Here is a 16,465-nt window from a genome sequence, read left to right as displayed (position 1 = left end):
GATATGGACAAACACGTGTTTGTTCGAGGTGAAAAATCGGCACTGGTTCAGCCGGTCGTTTCCCGGGTTGCCGGGAGTTGTTCCGGTTGTGACGTCTGACCCCTCAAGGAAGATTTCAATGACCGAAGCAGAAAAGATCCGCTGGTTCCGTCAGGTTTCCAAATCGATCACCGCCCGCTGCCTGGACGCCGGCGCCAACCTGCAATGGCTGCAGGAGCAGATGCACCCCTACCTGTCGGTGACCATGCACGACGAGGCGGAAGCGATCGGTTCGCTGGCGATCCAGATGCCCTACCTGAAACGCAACAAGCGACTGGTGCTGCGTGATACCGACAAAACTCTGATCCTGGCCCGGCTGAATCAGCCGGGCTCTCTTTATCGGACCCTGAGACTGCTGCGTGAGCGGGAGATCTCCTACGCCCAGTTCACCCACTCCTACGCCCCGGTTCCCGGCATCGGCGAAGAGCTGGAACTGCAGCGGTTTGAATTCGACCGGCGTACCGCCGAGGAAGTGCTGAACGCCGGCGAGGTGCGGATTCCCAAGCGCCTGCATCGTGAAATCCGCACCGCGCTCAAGGCGCACTATCCCGACTATGACTTCTCCCGTTTCGACAAGGAACTTCGTCTGGTCTGGATCAACAACGAGACTTACGTGCGGCATTCTCCGCCCCGCCGGGTGGCGCAGATCCTCTGGCTCTATCACCAGGCGGTGCAGAGCGGCGGGGTCTTTTTTGACGCCGAACCGGCCGAGGAGATACTCGATCAGCCGGAATACCGCATCCTCTTCGCCGCCGGCAACCCGCCGCAGCTCGATTTCCTGCAGCAGGTGATGGAGGTCTACAACCGTCTCGGTCTCGGCATCAAGCGTTCCTACTGCCTGACCATCCATAACGGTATCCACCCTTACTTCCTCGGCACTTTCTATCTGCGTGGGGGGGGGAAGACGCTGCTGACCAGGGACGGCTTTCTCTACAACCAGCTTGAGCAGGAACTGTTCAATACGCAGATCCTGTCGACCGCGTCCGAGAGCTACCAGCGTTTTGTCGCCACCGGCAGCATGAACGGTATCGACGCGGCACTGGTCAATGCCTTTGCCGGCTTCTGCCACACCACCCTGGCGCACAACCAGCCGGACCGGTTCGGTTACGAGGAGGTTGAGCGGGCTTTCACCTCCGACCTGGAGATGACCCTGCGGTTGGTGGCGCTGTTCCGCACCCGGTTTGAACCGCAGTTGCCGGATCGTGACGAACACTACCGGCGCGAGTGTGCGGAACTGAAGCAGGCAATCAGTGACTACAATACCGGTCACGCCTATCTCGATGGGATCCGGCGCACGGTTTTCAACTGCTGCCTGTTGTTCATCACCCATACCCTGAAGACCAATTTCTTCGTTAACGAGAAGCACGCTCTGGCCTTCCGTCTCGATCCCGGATACCTCGACCGGCTCGGCCCCGAGTTCACCGCCGACCTGCCGCCGGAGCGGCCCTTCCGGGTGACCTTCTTCTACGGTCGTCACGGCTGCGGTTATCATATCGGCTTCTCCGATATCGCCCGCGGTGGCTGGCGCACGGTGCTGGCGAAGAACCGCGACGACTTCATCACCAGCGCCAACACCCTGTTCCGGGAAAACTACGTGCTGGCTCACACCCAGCACCTGAAGAACAAGGATATTTACGAAGGGGGGTCGAAGATGGTGGTGGCCCTCGATGCCGCCGACCTCGACAACCCCGAAACCGTTACCCGACGGCTCTACAAGCTGCAGTACGGGTTCATTCAGGCGTTTCTCGATATCTTTGTCACCGAAGATGGTAAAGCGCGTGATCCGCGGGTGGTTGATTATTACGGTGAGGATGAGCCGATCGAACTCGGTCCGGATGAGAACATGCACGACGAGATGGTCGAGCTGATCGCGCGCATTTCGGCGAAGCGCGGTTACCTGCTCGGTCCCGGCGTGATGTCGAGCAAACGGTTCGGTATCAACCACAAGGAGTATGGTGTTACCTCGACCGGGGTGATCACCTTCGCCGAAATCACCCTGCAGCAGCTTGGTATCGACATGCGCAAGGATGCCTTCAGCGTCAAGCTCACCGGCGGTCCCGGCGGGGATGTCGCCGGGAACGGACTGCGCCTGCTGCTGGAACGCTGTCCGCAGGTGCAGATCCGGCTGATTCTCGACGGCAGCGGAGCGCTGGTCGATCCGGCAGGTGCCGACCGGGAGGCCCTGGCGCAGGTGGTGCTGAAGAGCGACATCGATGGTTTCGATCCGCAGGCGCTGCACGACGGCGGCATGATGATCTTCCGCAGCCAGACAAAAAAAGACGGTCTGCGTGAACTTTACCGCAAGGTGAGCCGCACCGACGGGGAACTGGTCGAGGAGTGGATCACCGTTGACGAGTTTTACCGCGAGTTCAACAGCCTGGTTTTCAAGGTTGAAGCCGATCTCTTCATTCCCGCCGGCGGACGGCCGGAGACGATCCACGCCGGCAACTGGCAGCAGTTTCTTCCCGGCGGCACGCCGAGCGCCAGGGCGATCATCGAGGGTGCCAACTCCTTCATCACCCCCGAGGCGCGGGAAAAACTGCAGGCCGAGGGGATCATCATCATGCGTGACGCCTCCGCCAACAAGTGCGGGGTGATCTCTTCTTCCTACGAGATCATCGCCAACCTGCTGCTGACCGAGAAGGAATTTTTCGCCAACAAGGATGCCTACGTCGGTGATGTGCTGGAAATTCTGGAAAAACGCGCCGCCGACGAGGCGCGGCTGATTTTCCGCCGCTACGACGAATATTCCGGCAGTCGCAGCTACACGGACATCTCCGCCGGGCTGTCGCGGGAGATCAACGAACACTACGCACGTCTGTTCCGCTATTTTCAGGATCGTCCGGAGCTGGCCTCACGGCCTCTTTATCGCCGGGCGCTGCTGGCGCACCTGCCGCGTATCCTGCGTGAAACGCCACGCTATCGCAAACGGATCGGCAGCCTGCCGCCGAAGTACCAGGCGGCCATTCTCGCCAGTGAAATCGCTTCGTCGCTGGTTTACCAGCAGGATCGTGAAGCCGACTACGAACAGATGCTCAACGGCCACCTGCAGCGCCATTTTTCCGCTTGAGGAGAAACTGTAACGATGGGACCAGATCCAATTCTTTCCCTCCGGAATGAAGATGAACATCTCGCTCTCGGCAGCCGCGTCATCGCCTGCTGGAGTGACAACCTGGGCAGTTTCAGGGCCCGGGGAGTGATTGCCTCCCTCCACTCGAACCGGGTTCGGGTGCGGCTGCTTGAGTCTGCCGGGCGTTTTCCCGCCGGCAGCAGCATCGACCTGCCGCGCATTATGGACTCCCAGAACTGGTCGAGTGAACATTGCGTCTACCTTGAAACCTCCAAAGTCAGCGGATTCTGACTCTAAACCCCCGATCCAACTTCCCCTCTCCCCTTGAATCGCCGGCCTTCGGGCCGGCATTTTTTTTTCGGTGGGGAGGGGCGGTTCTTTTCCGCCAGCTCGGCGTTGGGTACCTCTTCGCTTGTGCGACGTACCATTCAGGTACGTCTCCGCGCTCATCGGCACCCGCCTTGATCTGACGAAAAATCCCTCGCCCTTCAACTGTGGGGGGTGACGGAGAGTTCGAGCTTCGTTGCGGTGGGGGAGGGGCGGGTCTTTTGCACCGACTCTGTGTTGCATCCTTCTTCGCTTGTGCGACGTAGCTGCCGCTACACCTCCGCGCTCATCAGGCTGCGCCTTGATTCGGCACAAAATTCAACTGAGGGGGGGAGGCCATGTGCTGGGATAATGAATGCGGGTTTTCGGGCCATGATTTAAACCTGATGCAAACTTGCCATCTTGCAATCCTGACCCTACTGGTTCTGCTACTGGTTCCACTCAGCGATAAATCTCCCGGCGATGGCCTATATTCAGTGCCAAAACCACCAGGTGGTCCTCCTGAATTTCACAGATAATCCGGTAGTTGCCAATCCGATAGCGCCAGAGGCCAAGCAGATCTCCCTTAAGCGGTTCACCGAAGTGGCGCGGGTTCTTGCAGCCTTCGAGGCGATCGTCGAGCCAATCAAGGATGCGTTTTTGGATTGGACGATCGAGTTTACGTAGCTGTTTCTCAGCGATGTCGCTGACTTCAACCGTCCAGGCCAAGTTCTCTCCTCAATTCACGCAGAGGTTTGCTGCCGCGACTCTCGGACATGGCGCTGCGGGCCAGCTCCAGATCTTCGTTGTCCTCCAGGTAGCGGACAATCGCTTCACGAACAATGGTGCTGCGGTTTCCGCCACTGGCTCTCGCCAGCAGATCAATCTGTTCCTCAAGCTCTTTTTCCAGCCTGACTGTAATCATCCCTTCCTCCTCAATATGTATGACATTGTAATACGCTTTTATTGCAACGTCAAACGGTTGTCTTCAACCCAAATTGTGCCGATCAACATGCGGCGCCTCTGAAACAGGCTTAACCCGGCCAAACCGGGACTGCGCCACCTTGGGCATCTCCCAAATAGAGCGTTGGTTTTTGACAACTGCAACCAATTGTGACTAGTATATAAGTCACTAATGCCGACAATGATTATCATAATGGTCAAAGAGGCGACAATGTCAAAAACCAGAGCCTTTTCCAGGCATACCAGAGAGGCGATCAACTACCTGGCGGTGCAGATTAAATCGTTTCGCAAGCAACGTGGTTGGTCCGAGCGAGAGCTCGCGGAGCGGGCCGGCATTTCCCGAGCGACCCTGCAGAAGATCGAGGCGGGGGATCCCGGTTGCTCCCTGGGGCTGGTCTTCGAGGTCGCCACCCTGGTGGGTCTCCCCCTGTTCGAGACCGACACCGAACAGCTCGCCGCGAGGTCGAACCTGGCCAAACAGACTCTGTCTCTGCTGCCCAAACGGATCCGCAGCAACCCCCGGGAGGTCTCCGATGACTTCTAAGGTACCCAATGAGGCCTTTGTCTGGGTCTGGCTGCCGGGAGAAACGGAACCGGTGGTCGCCGGCAGACTGGAAGAAAGTCACGGCTCGCTGCTGTTCAATTACGGGCGCAGCTTCCTGGAACGGGCCGAGGCCATCTCCCTTTTTCCACCGGAACTGCCCCTGCGGGCGGGACACCTGCCCCTCCTCGACGGACTGTCCATTCCCGGCTGCATCAGAGATGCAGCTCCCGATGCCTGGGGCCGCAGGGTCATTCTCAACAGGATCTATGGCAAAGATGCCGTGAAGATCGATACCGGGGAGACCAGTGAGCTGACCTTCCTGCTCATGTCGGGGTCAGACCGGATCGGAGCCCTCGACTTTCAACGGTCACCGACAGAATACACCCCTCGGCTGGCCCGAAATGCTTCGTTGGCCGAGCTGCTGGAAGCGGCGGAGCGGGTGGAAAAGGGAATTCCCCTGACACCGGGGCTGAACAGCGCGCTGCTCCATGGCAGTTCCATCGGTGGGGCCAGACCCAAGGCGTTGATCGAAGACGGTAAGCGGAAATACATCGCCAAGTTCTCATCGACCACCGACACCCGCAATGTCGTTAAGGCTGAGTTTGTCGCCATGCGCCTCGCTCAGCTGGCCGGGATGAATGTCGCCCCGGTCAAACTCGTCAAGGCCGCCCACCGGGATGTGCTGCTGATCGAACGCTTCGATCGCCGCAAAACAGCAACGGGATGGACCCGGAAGCTGATGATCTCGGCGCTGACTTTGTTCGGGCTCGACGAGATGATGGGCCGCTATGCCAGCTATGAGACCTTCGCCGAACTGATCCGCCACGACTTCGACCAGCCCCGCGAAACGCTCAGGGAGCTTTTCTCCCGGCTGGTCTTCAACATCCTGTGCGGCAATACCGATGACCACGCGCGCAACCATGCGGCCTTCTGGGACGGCAAGACCCTGTCCCTGACCCCGGCCTACGACATCTGCCCCCAGGACTGTGGCGGCAACGAAGCCTCCCAGGCCATGCTGATTGTCGGCAACGACCGTTCAAGCAGGCTGGCCACCTGCCTGCAGGCGGCCCCCAACTTCCTGCTGAAAAAGGAGGAAGCACGGGAAATTATCGAAGGGCAAATCGAGACGATCAAGCAGAAATGGGAGGAGGTCTGCGACGAGGCCGAACTGAGCCCGGTGGATCGCAACCTGCTGCGGAGCAGGCAGTTTCTGAATCCCTATGTTTTCGAAGACTATTTGGCGGGGAGATAAATACGAAAACCATCCTTGAGCAGATGTAGCGAAAGGCTTTGGAGCTTCTTCCCATTCAACAGTTAAACAACGTCCCTCAAGGGTTTCCCATGACAAACTTACCATCTTACAAGCCTGACCCCATAGGTTCTTTTAATTACATGGGCGTCCCTTTTTGGTGCCGAAAACACCAACGATTTGTTGCGCCAATATTTCCGAAAAGGAGTCGACTTTCGCAAAATCGATGAAGACGATGTTGCAGAGGCCGTCAGACGGTTAAATAATCGCCCACGGAAGTGTCTCGGATACCGGACTCCCCATGAGGTGTTCTGGTCTGTCGCTCGTGGTGCACTTGCAATTTGAATCCACCCTTGCTGACGGGCCTTGCTGACATTGTTCATTTCGGCAGCGAGTTCTAGCAAGCTGAGCTTCCTTCGTGCTACTTTGCGTTTGGTGGTCATGACGTTCTCCTTTGCTGAGGTTGATGAAGCTTCGACAACTCCATCTTTACCCCAGCCAGGGGCGGCATGACCATCTCTTCATTTTGTGGCCAACTGTCAGGTTATAACCATCTCAGAACAGGTGGGTCAATTTTCAATTTCCAAAGAGCTGAAATGTTGGTCAGTTTTTGTTTGCCATTGACAATGCTTTTCCCTTAGATTGCTCAACCAATAGTTTTTTTGCAGTAATCCCAAGCTTATCTTCAATTTTTTGTTTGTCTCGAAATCCAATAGAATGCATTGCACAATGATTTATGATCATGGTTTTGACTACTTTGATTGCTGTTTCAGAAAAACCATCCTCTTTGATTTTGTCTGATATCTGGTCAACTTGTAAATTTTTATTGTACCACATCAATATCCCATGTTTGAGTAGGAATGCCGATGGAGTATCCACCTTATTGCATACTGAATCAATTACCTGAGTCAACTTATTTGAACCCAACGAATGAGTCATTTTTTCAAAACAACCACATATAATAAAAAAGTTAGTATTCCAGAAAATGTTTTTGCTGATTTTTATAAGTTGATCTTTTGATAAAGGCTTCTTGCCTTCATTGTCCTCAATGTGTTTTTCGAGCCTGCACGAGATGTAATCAACAATTTCACGTTGTCCGTCGACATTCCTGATAAGCTCAAAAAAATATGACAGAATGCGTAGATGAACATTCATTGCTTCTTCAAAAAGAAACTCAAGTCTGTCCTTCTTTAATGACCCTGCACGTTGTTTAATTATCCTCCCCATCACCTCGACTGTTTTAATGCTTTTACGTATCGCAAGCGTTAAATCATCACTATGCTCAACTTCTGGCGCAGGAGGTCTATGTTGATTTTCCTGCTCTGCCTCGTCTTTTGCTCTTAAGCGTTCTTCGCGCTCCTTTTCTGGAGAGTTGTCAGGCAAATGCAATACTGCATTAATAATTGAACTAACTTCCTCGTCAAAAAAGTGCAGTTCTTTTTTACTTAAAGTGGCAGGCTGATAACTCGAAAATAGTTCACATGCACTCAGTATTATCTCATCCAATACAAAGTCATCTCGCGTATGATGCGTAATAAAGATGCATATATAAGCATTTTCATCTCGTTGCAAATTATAAACAATATTACACAAGTCATCCTTTGTTTCTTCGATATTTTCAGCTATATATTTTGCAACAAAATAATAATAAATATATTGATAGCAAAATGAATAGTTCATAAATGAGTCTAAGTTAATAATCCTCGTTGACCTCAGTCTTTGAATCAGGACCTCTTGTTCAATTGGCATATTGAAACGTTCAAGGTACCCTTTCATGAATAAATCAAATTCGTGTTGCGGAATTTCATATTTCTTGGCTTTGTATATGTGATATGAAAACTCCGTCAGGAAGTTGATGTATATATCAATGTCTTCGTTTTTGACGCCATGTTTTCTTAAGTACATATATATTAGGGCTTGATAACAATATCCCTGTGAGGTTATTTCCTGATTGAGTGGTGTTGCCGTATCGTATGTACTAATAATAGAAAGAATAAAAAACGGGTAGGAAGGCATGATGCCATTGCCTATAACAATCCCGAGTGTTGTATTTATAAGTTCTTCTTTGCTGTCTATCTCTCTGTAAACTTCATTTTCATGAATCAATGGCAATTCTTGCTGGCCAATGCTTGCCCATTTTCTGATTAATTCATTCCTTAAAGACGGCGAAAGTTCCTGAATTTTGTAGTGAGAATATGCACTTATAGTTGATTCATTCTTAAAGTTAAGACCAAATATGTCATCAACGATAATCACCTGATGTTTGTACTCTTCCAGGTCTTTAATGTGTTTTTCTTTTTCCTTTGCATAATGGAAATTATCAAGGATGGGGACTATCTTAATCTTGTCTATTTCTTTGAACTCCAACCCTTCATATTGTTGAGAAAAGCAATTGCTAATTATGTTGTCGATTTTTCCTTGGTATGAATTACTTGATTCTCCTGCTACATAAACAGGAACCATAGAAAGTTCATGCAGCTTAGAAAACACTTTTTTGCAAAAAGTTGTTTTTCCAGCTTGATTTTCTCCAGCCAATAGTATTTTTTCAATTAGTAGTATTTTTTCAATTAGCTCCTTTGAGTTTATTTTTTTTTCATTGCCCTTGACGTAGTCATATTTTTCAAAATATGGATAAATAAAAATGTCATCAAGGGTTATGCGCTCTTTCTTGTAATGGGCTTTTGATAGAAGTTCAGCGCTGTTTAAGAACTCAATGAAGTCAGTTTTAAGATTGAGTTGTTTATATTTTGACATTTCATCGATAATTTTCTTTAGTCCATTATAAACATCAACCCAAGCTTCATCATTATTTGAATGACTGATAACTGGCTTGCCGTCTGTTGGGTAAGCTAAAACTTTCCTTAATTCCATATCATCCAACCATGCACATGGAGACAATATTATTGGAAGAACAATGACTCCTTTAGAGCATTTAAGGTAAAAAGCTTTTTCCTTCTCCTTGATACACGCATTAGAAGAGATGAAATTCTTAGATATGAAAAGACAAATAATATTTGCATTGTCCAAGTTGTTATCAATGGTATCTTGAAAATCATCACCACCTAAAATTTTTCTGTCATACCACTCATCAATCACACCATTGTTTTTTAGTGGAGTGATGTGCTTTATAAATTCATTAACTAGACCTTCGTCAAGATGAGAATAACTTATGAATAGTTTTAGCTTTAGCCCTGATTCCATTGTCGGTTCCCTCCGATATCAATATCCATTAACTGCAAAGGATTTTGTGGGAATATTAGATGCTGTTTCTATGGCAAAATTATCGTCTACCTCATACCCAAATTAACAGTTGTTTATATCGTTTATCGCTTGCCTGAGATTTCCCTTTTTTGTGGTGTTCAATTGTGTGAGTAGCAGAGGAACGTTGTTTAATTGTTCAATGATGGGCATTTCAATTTCGGATTGGCAATCATTGTGCCCCTATGCCATGTGCGGGCACTTTTCTTCTCCCTGAATTTTGAAGACCACTTGAACAGTTCCCTTTTCAGCCTTTCCGACTGCAAACTTTGTCGCGTTTGCGCAAGCTGAAATGTTTCTGTGAATGGAGAATTTGGCAGGTGACTTGATCCGGGTGCTGCGTGGATATTCCCCTCCCTGGATTCCCCGGCGTGCTGTAGAAAGCTGTTTGACAGCCTAAAAAATTTCTCAGGGTCTGTCAATTGTCCATTTGCCCGGAATCATGATGTTTTTGCAATGTCTCTGATGTGAAGGCCCGGCTGCCAGGTTGTGAGATGAGAGAAAATTTGTGGTAGAACATAATGCCAGGCTTGGCGAAGGAGGAGGGGGGCGGATGTCTGGACTGATCCCGCAACATGGTGGATACCGCAAACTGAAAAGCTTCCAGGTGGCGCAACTGGTCTACGATGTGACGGTTCGGTTCTGCGACAAGTACACCTGAATCAGTGGGCTTATGCCGGATGAAGAGTGCAGGTGCTTGGCCTGAATGCGCTTTTCAAAAATCTGAGGCGCACCCATAGGTTCGCCGGTGATTTTGGGGAAGCGCAGGCAGGTCAATGAGTTGTGCTATTCGCCGGTGATAAGCCCACTGATTCAGGTTATAGACCGCTTCAGTCGGACGAAAGATCAGATGGTTCAGGCGGCGCGCAGCGGGGTACAGAACATCGCGGAGGGCTCGCAAGCTTCGGCCACGTCGAAAAAGACCGAACTCAAGCTGACGCAGGTGGCGCGGGCGAGCCTGGAAGAGCTGAAGCTCGACTATGAGGATTTTCTGCGGCAGCGGGAATTGCCCATGCTGGAACCGCAGCACCCTGCGCTGATGCGCTTCAAAGCCCTGAAGCCGCAAACCCTGAAAGAGGTACAGGCCTGGGTTGCCGCGGAGCGGAAAAGATTCCTGGACGAACAGGGACAGACACGGAGGCTGAACAGAGACACACGGACTGTCCAGGAGTGGACGGGTCCTGCCGGGTCCGTGGACGTCGCTGCACGTCCGTGCGGGTCCCTCTCTTCTGCCTGTCTGGCCGCGAACGCCGCTCTTTCGTTACTGAGGCCTGCTACCTTCTCGATCGCCAGGTGAAGCGTTTGGCCCTGGATTTTGAGAACGAAGGGGGCTTTTCCGAACGCCTCTATCGCGTGCGCAGTGCAAAACGCAGGCAGAAGTCATAACCCGTCCGCCGGCCCGTTCGGGCTGGCAGATCAGAACTCCGCAGGCTGAAATATCTTTATCCCGGTTCTTCCCGCCTGTGCTAAAATCCGCGCCTTCGCAACAACCGAACCACTGGAGGAAACATGGCCATTGAACTGACCGAACCGCAGCGGAAACAGCTGCTTTCCTGGCTGATTGAAGAGACCTCGCTGCCCGCGGGCGGAGTGGCGCGAACCGTGGAGCTGCTTGGGGAGGGGGCGACGGTGCCGTTTATCGCTCGCTACCGCAAGGAGGCGACCGGCGAGCTGGACGAGGTGCAGATCCGTACCATCGAGGAGCGCTGGAACTACCTGCTGGAGCTGGAAGAACGTCGCGAGACGGTGCTGAAGAGCATCGCCGACCAGCAGAAGCTGACCGCCGAGCTGGAGGCGAAGATCCGCGCCTGTCGGCAGAAGACCGAACTGGAAGATCTCTATCTGCCCTACCGGCCCCGGCGCCGGACCAAGGCGATGATTGCCCGCGAACGGGGCCTGGAGCCGCTGGCAGAGATTATCTGGGCGCAGCAGCCCCTGCCGGGAAGCCTGGACGAGATCGCCGCTCCCTTCGTCGACGCCGGCAGGGAGGTCGCCGATACCGCCGCGGCGCTGGCCGGTGCCGGACATATCCTCGCCGAGCGGATTGCCGAGGACGCTGAGATCCGTGCCCAGGTCAGGCGCATGACCTGGGAGAAGGGGGAGATGGTCTCGAAGGTCGCACGGGACAGGGAAGGGCAGGTGAGCAAGTACGAGATGTACTACGATTACCGCGAGCCGTTGAAATCGATCCCTTCTCACCGGCTGCTGGCCATGCGTCGCGGCGAAAAGGAAGACTGGCTGCGCCTGTCCCTGGCCGCTCCGGAGGAGGAGATCCGGGCGCGGATCGAAAAGCGGGTCATTCGTGGTGGCGGACCGTTTGCCGAGCTGCTGCGTGACATCGTACGGGACGCCTATGCCCGGTTGCTGGCGCCGGCCATCGAGGTCGACCTGCGGCTGGAGGCCAAGCAGGCGGCCGACGCCGCGGCTATCGAGGTGTTTGCCGAAAACCTGAAGAACCTGCTGCTGCAGCCGGCGGCCGGGCCGAAGCGGACCCTCGGCATCGACCCCGGGCTGCGCACCGGCTCCAAGCTGGCGGCGGTTGATGCCACCGGCCGTTTCCTGGCTCACGCTACCATCTACCCGCACACCGGCGGCGCGCAAAAGGTCGAGCAGGCCCGCGTGACCCTGCTGGAGATGGTCCGCGACCACGCCATCGAGCTGCTGGCGGTCGGCAACGGCACCGCCGGGCGCGAGATGGAGCAGTTTGCCCGTCAGACCCTGGGGGAGGCCGGCATCGAGCTGCCGGTGGTACTGGTCAACGAGGCCGGGGCCAGTGTCTACTCGGCCAGCGAGATCGCCCGCGACGAATTCCCCGATCTCGACCTGACGGTGCGCGGCGCCGTCTCCATCGCCCGCCGCCTGCAGGATCCGCTGGCTGAGCTGGTGAAGATCGATCCGAAGAGCATCGGCGTCGGCCAGTACCAGCACGACGTCAACCAGAACGCCCTGCAGCGCAGCCTCGACGCAACCGTCGAGTCGGCGGTCAACTGGGTCGGGGTCAATCTCAATACCGCCTCCTGGCGGCTGCTCAGCTACGTCTCCGGTCTCGGCGAGAACCTGGCCCGCAACATCGTCGCCCATCGTGACGCCAACGGTCCCTTTGCCAGTCGCAGGGCGCTGCTTGAGGTGTCGCGCTTCGGTCCGAGGGCCTTCGAGCTGGCGGCCGGATTCCTGCGCCTGCCGGAAAGCATCCATCCGCTTGACAACACGGCGGTCCACCCGGAGCGCTACGCTCTGGTCGAACGGATGGCGGCGGATCTCGGCTGCTCCGTGGCCGACCTCTGTGCCGATCCGCAACGTGTCGCGGGTATCGACCTGCAGTGTTATGTCAGCGACGAGGTCGGGCTGCCGACCCTGCGGGACATCCTGGCGGAGCTGCAGAAGCCGGGACGCGATCCGCGCGAGAAATTCGAGCCGCCGCGCTTCCGTGACGATGTGCGGGAGATTTCAGACCTCAGGGAAGGGATGACCCTCGACGGCACGGTGACCAATGTCGCCGCCTTCGGCGCCTTTGTCGATGTCGGTGTGCACCAGGACGGCCTGGTGCATGTTTCGGAGTTGGCGCATCGCTTCGTTCGCGACCCGGCCGAGGTGGTCAAGGTCGGTCAGCAGGTGAAGGTGAAGGTGCTCAGTGTGGATGGCGCCCGCAAACGGATCGGCCTGTCGATCAAGCAGACCCAGCCGGCTCCGCAGGGTGGGGGTGGAAATCGCCCGCAGCGAAAGCGCGGGGAAAAATCTGCTGATGGATTGCAGGCCGCTTTCGAAAAGGCAGGGTTTCGGGTGAAAAAGTAGGGTACAATGGGACTTTGCCGAGGGAGAAAAAGATGAACCAAGCTGACAAAACCGTCGACCTTCACCTCCATTCAACCTGTTCCGACGGCCTGATGACCCCGGAAGAGGTGGTGATGCTGGCGGCCGAACGCGGGGTTGCGGCCATCGCCCTGGCCGACCATGACAATGTCGACGGCATCGACGCGGCGCTGGCGGCCGGTGAGCGGCTGGGGGTCGAGGTGATTTCCGGGGTGGAGCTATCGGTGATCTGGGAGGATCTGCAGGATGTGCATCTGCTCGGTTACGGCTTCGATCATCACCACCCGCGGCTGACCGCCAGCCTGGCCGAATTCCGTGATTTCCGCGCCGGGCGCAACGAACGGATCGTCGAGCGGGTGAACGACAGGCTGGTGGAGCAGGGACGGACGCCGATTTCCTTCGAGCGGGTGTGGCAGCTGGCCGGCGGCACCTTCGGCCGTCCGCACATCGCCCGGGCGCTGCTGGAGGCGGGGCATGTCAAGACCATGGAAGAGGCGTTCAAGAACTACCTGGTCAGCTGCAATATCCAGAAACGTTTCTTTCCGGTTGTCGAGGCGATCGACCTGATTCACGACGCCGGCGGGGTCGCGGTGCTGGCTCACCCCCCCTACATCCCCGGAGGTCGCGAGACTTTCCGCCGCATTCTCGACGATCTGCAGCCGAAGGGTCTCGACGGGGTCGAGGTCTACAACGGCGGCGCCGGGGTCGAGGAGACCTTCTGGTATCTCACCGAAACCCGCCGGCGGGGTCTGCTGGTGACCGGCGGCTCCGACGATCACGGCAACGGCGACTCCGGACAGGATGCCGCCGGGGCGCGCCTCGGTTCGCTGAATGTGCCCTACGATTGCCTGGAGGAATTGCGGCGTAAGCTTGAATCGGCGGGTTGTACCTGCCGGTGATACGGCGTCTGGAATCCGGGTCAGTGTCCCACGGCATCCTGCAGGGTTGGTGACGAAGCATCCTTGTCGGTATTCTGTGTCCGGGTCGGCTGAGAGTCAATTCCGCTTTCCTCTCGGCGATCGAGCACCTGGCGTACCGCGCCGGCCAATTCCTGGGATCTGCAGGGTTTATGCAGGTAATGGTCAAAGCCGAGATGGCGAGCATCTTCCGGCGAACAGCTTTCGCTGTATCCGGTGCAGATGATGACCGGGAGGTTGGGGTTGAGGTCGCGGATCGCCAGGGCCAGTTCAGAACCGCTCATTTCCGGCATGTTCTGGTCGGTTATCAGCAGGTCATAGCTGGAAATTTCTTTCATCACTTCCTCAAGGGCGGTTTCCGGTTTCTCCGCCGTCGTCACCCGGTAACCGAGGTCTTCCAGCAGGGTCTGCCAGGCCAGGAGAATGGCGGGCTCATCGTCAACCACCAGAATCCGTTCCTTGCCGCCGGGCAGTTCGCCAGTGGTTTCCTCCAGCGGGAGATTGTCAAAATTGCAGCAGGGGAAGCGGACTTCGAACGTTGTACCGTTGCCGGGGGTGCTTTGGACATTCAGGGCTCCGTGATGGTTGCGGACGATTCCGTGTACCATGGCCAGCCCCATTCCCGTCCCTTGACCGGCTTCTTTTGTCGTGAAGAACGGTTCGAAAATATGCTCAAGGATATCGGCCGGGATTCCCGGCCCGTTGTCGCTGACCTTGAGTACGGCCTGCGCCCTCTCGTCCTGTTCCAATCGGATTTCAAGGTGCCCTTTGTCGCCCATGGCCTGAACGGCGTTGGTGCAGAGATTGAGAATCAACTGGTGCAGTTGGGTGGCGTTGGCTTCGACCCAGAGATTTGAAGCGTCGATATTCATGCAGATATCGATACCCGCCGGTGTTGAGGCTCTGACCAGTTTCATGGCCTCGCTGACCGACTCGGCCAGGTTGACCGGTTGCCGTTTCTGTTTGTCCTGACGGCTGAAAGCCAGGATCTGTCCAACCAGGTCCTTGGCACGGTTGCCGGCTTTGAGAATTTCTTCCAGCAGGGGACGGGTTTCATGATCCTCTGCCAGGCGCATATGGGCCAGATCGGCAAAGCAGATGATCGGCATCAGGATGTTGTTGAAATCGTGGGCGATACCTCCGGCCATGGTGCCGAGGGCCTCCATCTTCTGAGTCTGGCGCAGTTGCGCCTCGAGCTGAGCTTTTTCACGTTCCGCCTTTTGTCGGGCCAGGATGTCGTGGCGCAGAGCATCGTTCGTTTTCTGCAGTTCCGCGGTTCGCTGGGCGACCCGGGCCTCCAGTTCACGGGTATGGTTCCGCTGGGTTCTGGCCATGTGAGCGAAGGTCCGGTTGAGCAATCCGAACTCATCCTCTCGGCTCAAGTCGAGCTTCAACTCTTGTTCGCTCCCCTTTTCAAGCAGGGACGCGGCCCTTGTCAGACGATGGATCGGCCCGGTGAGTCCCTTGATCAGGCGTTGTAGAATGACCAGCAGGATCAGGTAGAGGAGCAGGGCCAGTCCCGTGATCTGTATGCCGGTACGCCAGAAACTGTGTTGCAGGGGTTTGAGTGGCAGCAGCACTGAAGTACACAGCTGATGCCCTTCATCGTTGATGCAACGACTGAGGGATCGATACCTGGTTCCGGACAGAGTGATGGTGGCATCTTTTTTCGCCGAGGACAGTTCGGAGAAGATGTTGTCCGGCGGACTTTCCAGGTTGGTGAGAAACACCTGTCCGTCAAGTGTCAAAAGGAAATCGTCGAACAGGCTGGTCGGGGCATGGTGCCCGATGGCCTGCAGGGTCAGTCGCTCGCCGCCGACGATATAGCCGATCAGTTTTTCTCCCTGCTGGATGGTCGACCGGGTGCACAGAACGGCTCCCTGACCTTCGGTAACCAGGTGAGTTCCCGGGGCATCAAAGCAGCTTTGCGGCAGTTCCGCGGTTGCCGCCAGAAGATGGCCTGACGGAGTGAAGACCTGCAGGGCCGAAATGTCCAGCGCCCGGCTTTGACGTTGCAGGTAATTTTGCAGTTGCGGAATGATCTTGAGGTCGCTGGTGATCTGCAGGGTATTGTCATTGGCCAGACCAACGACCCCTTGCTCGAGACTGTTGCGCAGGTGCTCCTGCAGCAATGTCAAGGCTCCCAGATCGGCTTCGAGTCGTTGACTGAAGTTATGGTTGAGCTGTCGGTTGATCATGCCGCTGAATAACAGGACGGATGCCAGCAACGGTACAATGAGTGCGACCGAAATCAGCAGTGTCAGTTTCTGTCGGAAATGGAGTCGGGTGAGAAAATTCATGAATCCATA

At 55.2% G+C, this 16,465-nt stretch carries 12 protein-coding genes and 1 pseudogene; 9 read left to right on the top strand and 4 right to left on the bottom strand.

Annotated elements, in window-relative coordinates; translation table 11 throughout:
- The first annotated feature begins 118 nt into the window (after nucleotides 1-118).
- Nucleotides 119-3,109, top strand: coding sequence for an NAD-glutamate dehydrogenase domain-containing protein (locus B5V00_RS13330; protein ID WP_085011306.1), 2,991 nt, complete (start codon nucleotides 119-121; stop codon nucleotides 3,107-3,109).
- Between the two features lie 15 nt (nucleotides 3,110-3,124).
- Nucleotides 3,125-3,400, top strand: coding sequence for a hypothetical protein (locus B5V00_RS13325; protein WP_085011305.1), 276 nt, complete (start codon nucleotides 3,125-3,127; stop codon nucleotides 3,398-3,400).
- A gap of 477 nt (nucleotides 3,401-3,877) precedes the next feature.
- Here the strand turns inward: B5V00_RS13325 and B5V00_RS13320 are convergent, their stop codons facing one another.
- On the bottom strand, nucleotides 3,878-4,144 hold the full coding sequence (locus B5V00_RS13320; protein ID WP_085011304.1) for a type II toxin-antitoxin system RelE family toxin: 267 nt from the start codon (nucleotides 4,142-4,144) through the stop codon (nucleotides 3,878-3,880).
- Nucleotides 4,128-4,340 (bottom strand): type II toxin-antitoxin system RelB family antitoxin, encoded by a 213-nt coding sequence (relB, locus tag B5V00_RS13315; protein ID WP_085011303.1) that lies wholly within the window; start codon nucleotides 4,338-4,340, stop codon nucleotides 4,128-4,130. The genes B5V00_RS13320 and relB overlap by 17 nt, the downstream gene beginning before the upstream one ends.
- 249 nt (nucleotides 4,341-4,589) lie before the next feature.
- Between relB and B5V00_RS13310 the strand changes: the two genes are divergently transcribed.
- The 3 genes and pseudogenes from B5V00_RS13310 to B5V00_RS17455 form a co-directional block, all read left to right on the top strand.
- Nucleotides 4,590-4,922 (top strand): helix-turn-helix transcriptional regulator, encoded by a 333-nt coding sequence (locus B5V00_RS13310; protein ID WP_085011302.1) that lies wholly within the window; start codon nucleotides 4,590-4,592, stop codon nucleotides 4,920-4,922.
- Nucleotides 4,912-6,174 carry a type II toxin-antitoxin system HipA family toxin gene (locus tag B5V00_RS13305; protein WP_085011301.1) on the top strand — a complete coding sequence of 421 codons (1,263 nt, stop codon included), beginning with the start codon at nucleotides 4,912-4,914 and terminating at the stop codon, nucleotides 6,172-6,174. The genes B5V00_RS13310 and B5V00_RS13305 overlap by 11 nt, the downstream gene beginning before the upstream one ends.
- Nucleotides 6,175-6,336: 162 nt before the next feature.
- Nucleotides 6,337-6,516 (top strand): annotated as a pseudogene (locus tag B5V00_RS17455) (IS30 family transposase); the annotation flags it as partial.
- 258 nt (nucleotides 6,517-6,774) lie between these two features.
- Here B5V00_RS17455 and B5V00_RS13300 read toward each other — a convergent pair.
- The gene (locus B5V00_RS13300; protein WP_085011300.1) at nucleotides 6,775-9,372 is read right to left on the bottom strand and encodes a toll/interleukin-1 receptor domain-containing protein; all 2,598 of its coding nucleotides are present in this window, start codon (nucleotides 9,370-9,372) and stop codon (nucleotides 6,775-6,777) included.
- A gap of 805 nt (nucleotides 9,373-10,177) precedes the next feature.
- Here B5V00_RS13300 and B5V00_RS17450 point away from each other — a divergent pair.
- The 4 genes from B5V00_RS17450 to B5V00_RS13285 all read left to right on the top strand — a co-directional run bounded on the left by B5V00_RS17450 (nucleotide 10,178) and on the right by B5V00_RS13285 (nucleotide 14,138).
- Nucleotides 10,178-10,726, top strand: a complete 549-nt coding sequence (locus B5V00_RS17450) for a four helix bundle protein (RefSeq protein ID WP_245803977.1) — start codon at nucleotides 10,178-10,180, stop codon at nucleotides 10,724-10,726.
- Nucleotides 10,723-10,815 (top strand): hypothetical protein, encoded by a 93-nt coding sequence (locus B5V00_RS17650; RefSeq protein WP_216355492.1) that lies wholly within the window; start codon nucleotides 10,723-10,725, stop codon nucleotides 10,813-10,815. Before B5V00_RS17450 ends, B5V00_RS17650 begins: the two co-directional genes overlap by 4 nt.
- 123 nt (nucleotides 10,816-10,938) lie before the next feature.
- Nucleotides 10,939-13,221, top strand: a complete 2,283-nt coding sequence (locus tag B5V00_RS13290) for a Tex family protein (RefSeq protein WP_085011299.1) — start codon at nucleotides 10,939-10,941, stop codon at nucleotides 13,219-13,221.
- A 32-nt stretch (nucleotides 13,222-13,253) separates the two neighbouring features.
- Complete coding sequence (locus B5V00_RS13285) at nucleotides 13,254-14,138, top strand: PHP domain-containing protein (protein WP_085011298.1); 885 nt, start codon at nucleotides 13,254-13,256, stop codon at nucleotides 14,136-14,138.
- Between the two features lie 20 nt (nucleotides 14,139-14,158).
- Here B5V00_RS13285 and B5V00_RS13280 read toward each other — a convergent pair whose 3' ends face one another.
- Nucleotides 14,159-16,456, bottom strand: coding sequence for a hybrid sensor histidine kinase/response regulator (locus B5V00_RS13280; RefSeq protein ID WP_085011297.1), 2,298 nt, complete (start codon nucleotides 16,454-16,456; stop codon nucleotides 14,159-14,161).
- Between the last annotated feature and the right edge of the window lie 9 nt (nucleotides 16,457-16,465).

It is taken from the genome of Geothermobacter hydrogeniphilus (assembly GCF_002093115.1).
GTDB lineage: Bacteria > Desulfobacterota > Desulfuromonadia > Desulfuromonadales > Geothermobacteraceae > Geothermobacter_A > Geothermobacter_A hydrogeniphilus.
Note: the sequence above shows the minus strand (reverse complement) of the source record. Positions and strands in the feature narration are given on the sequence as shown.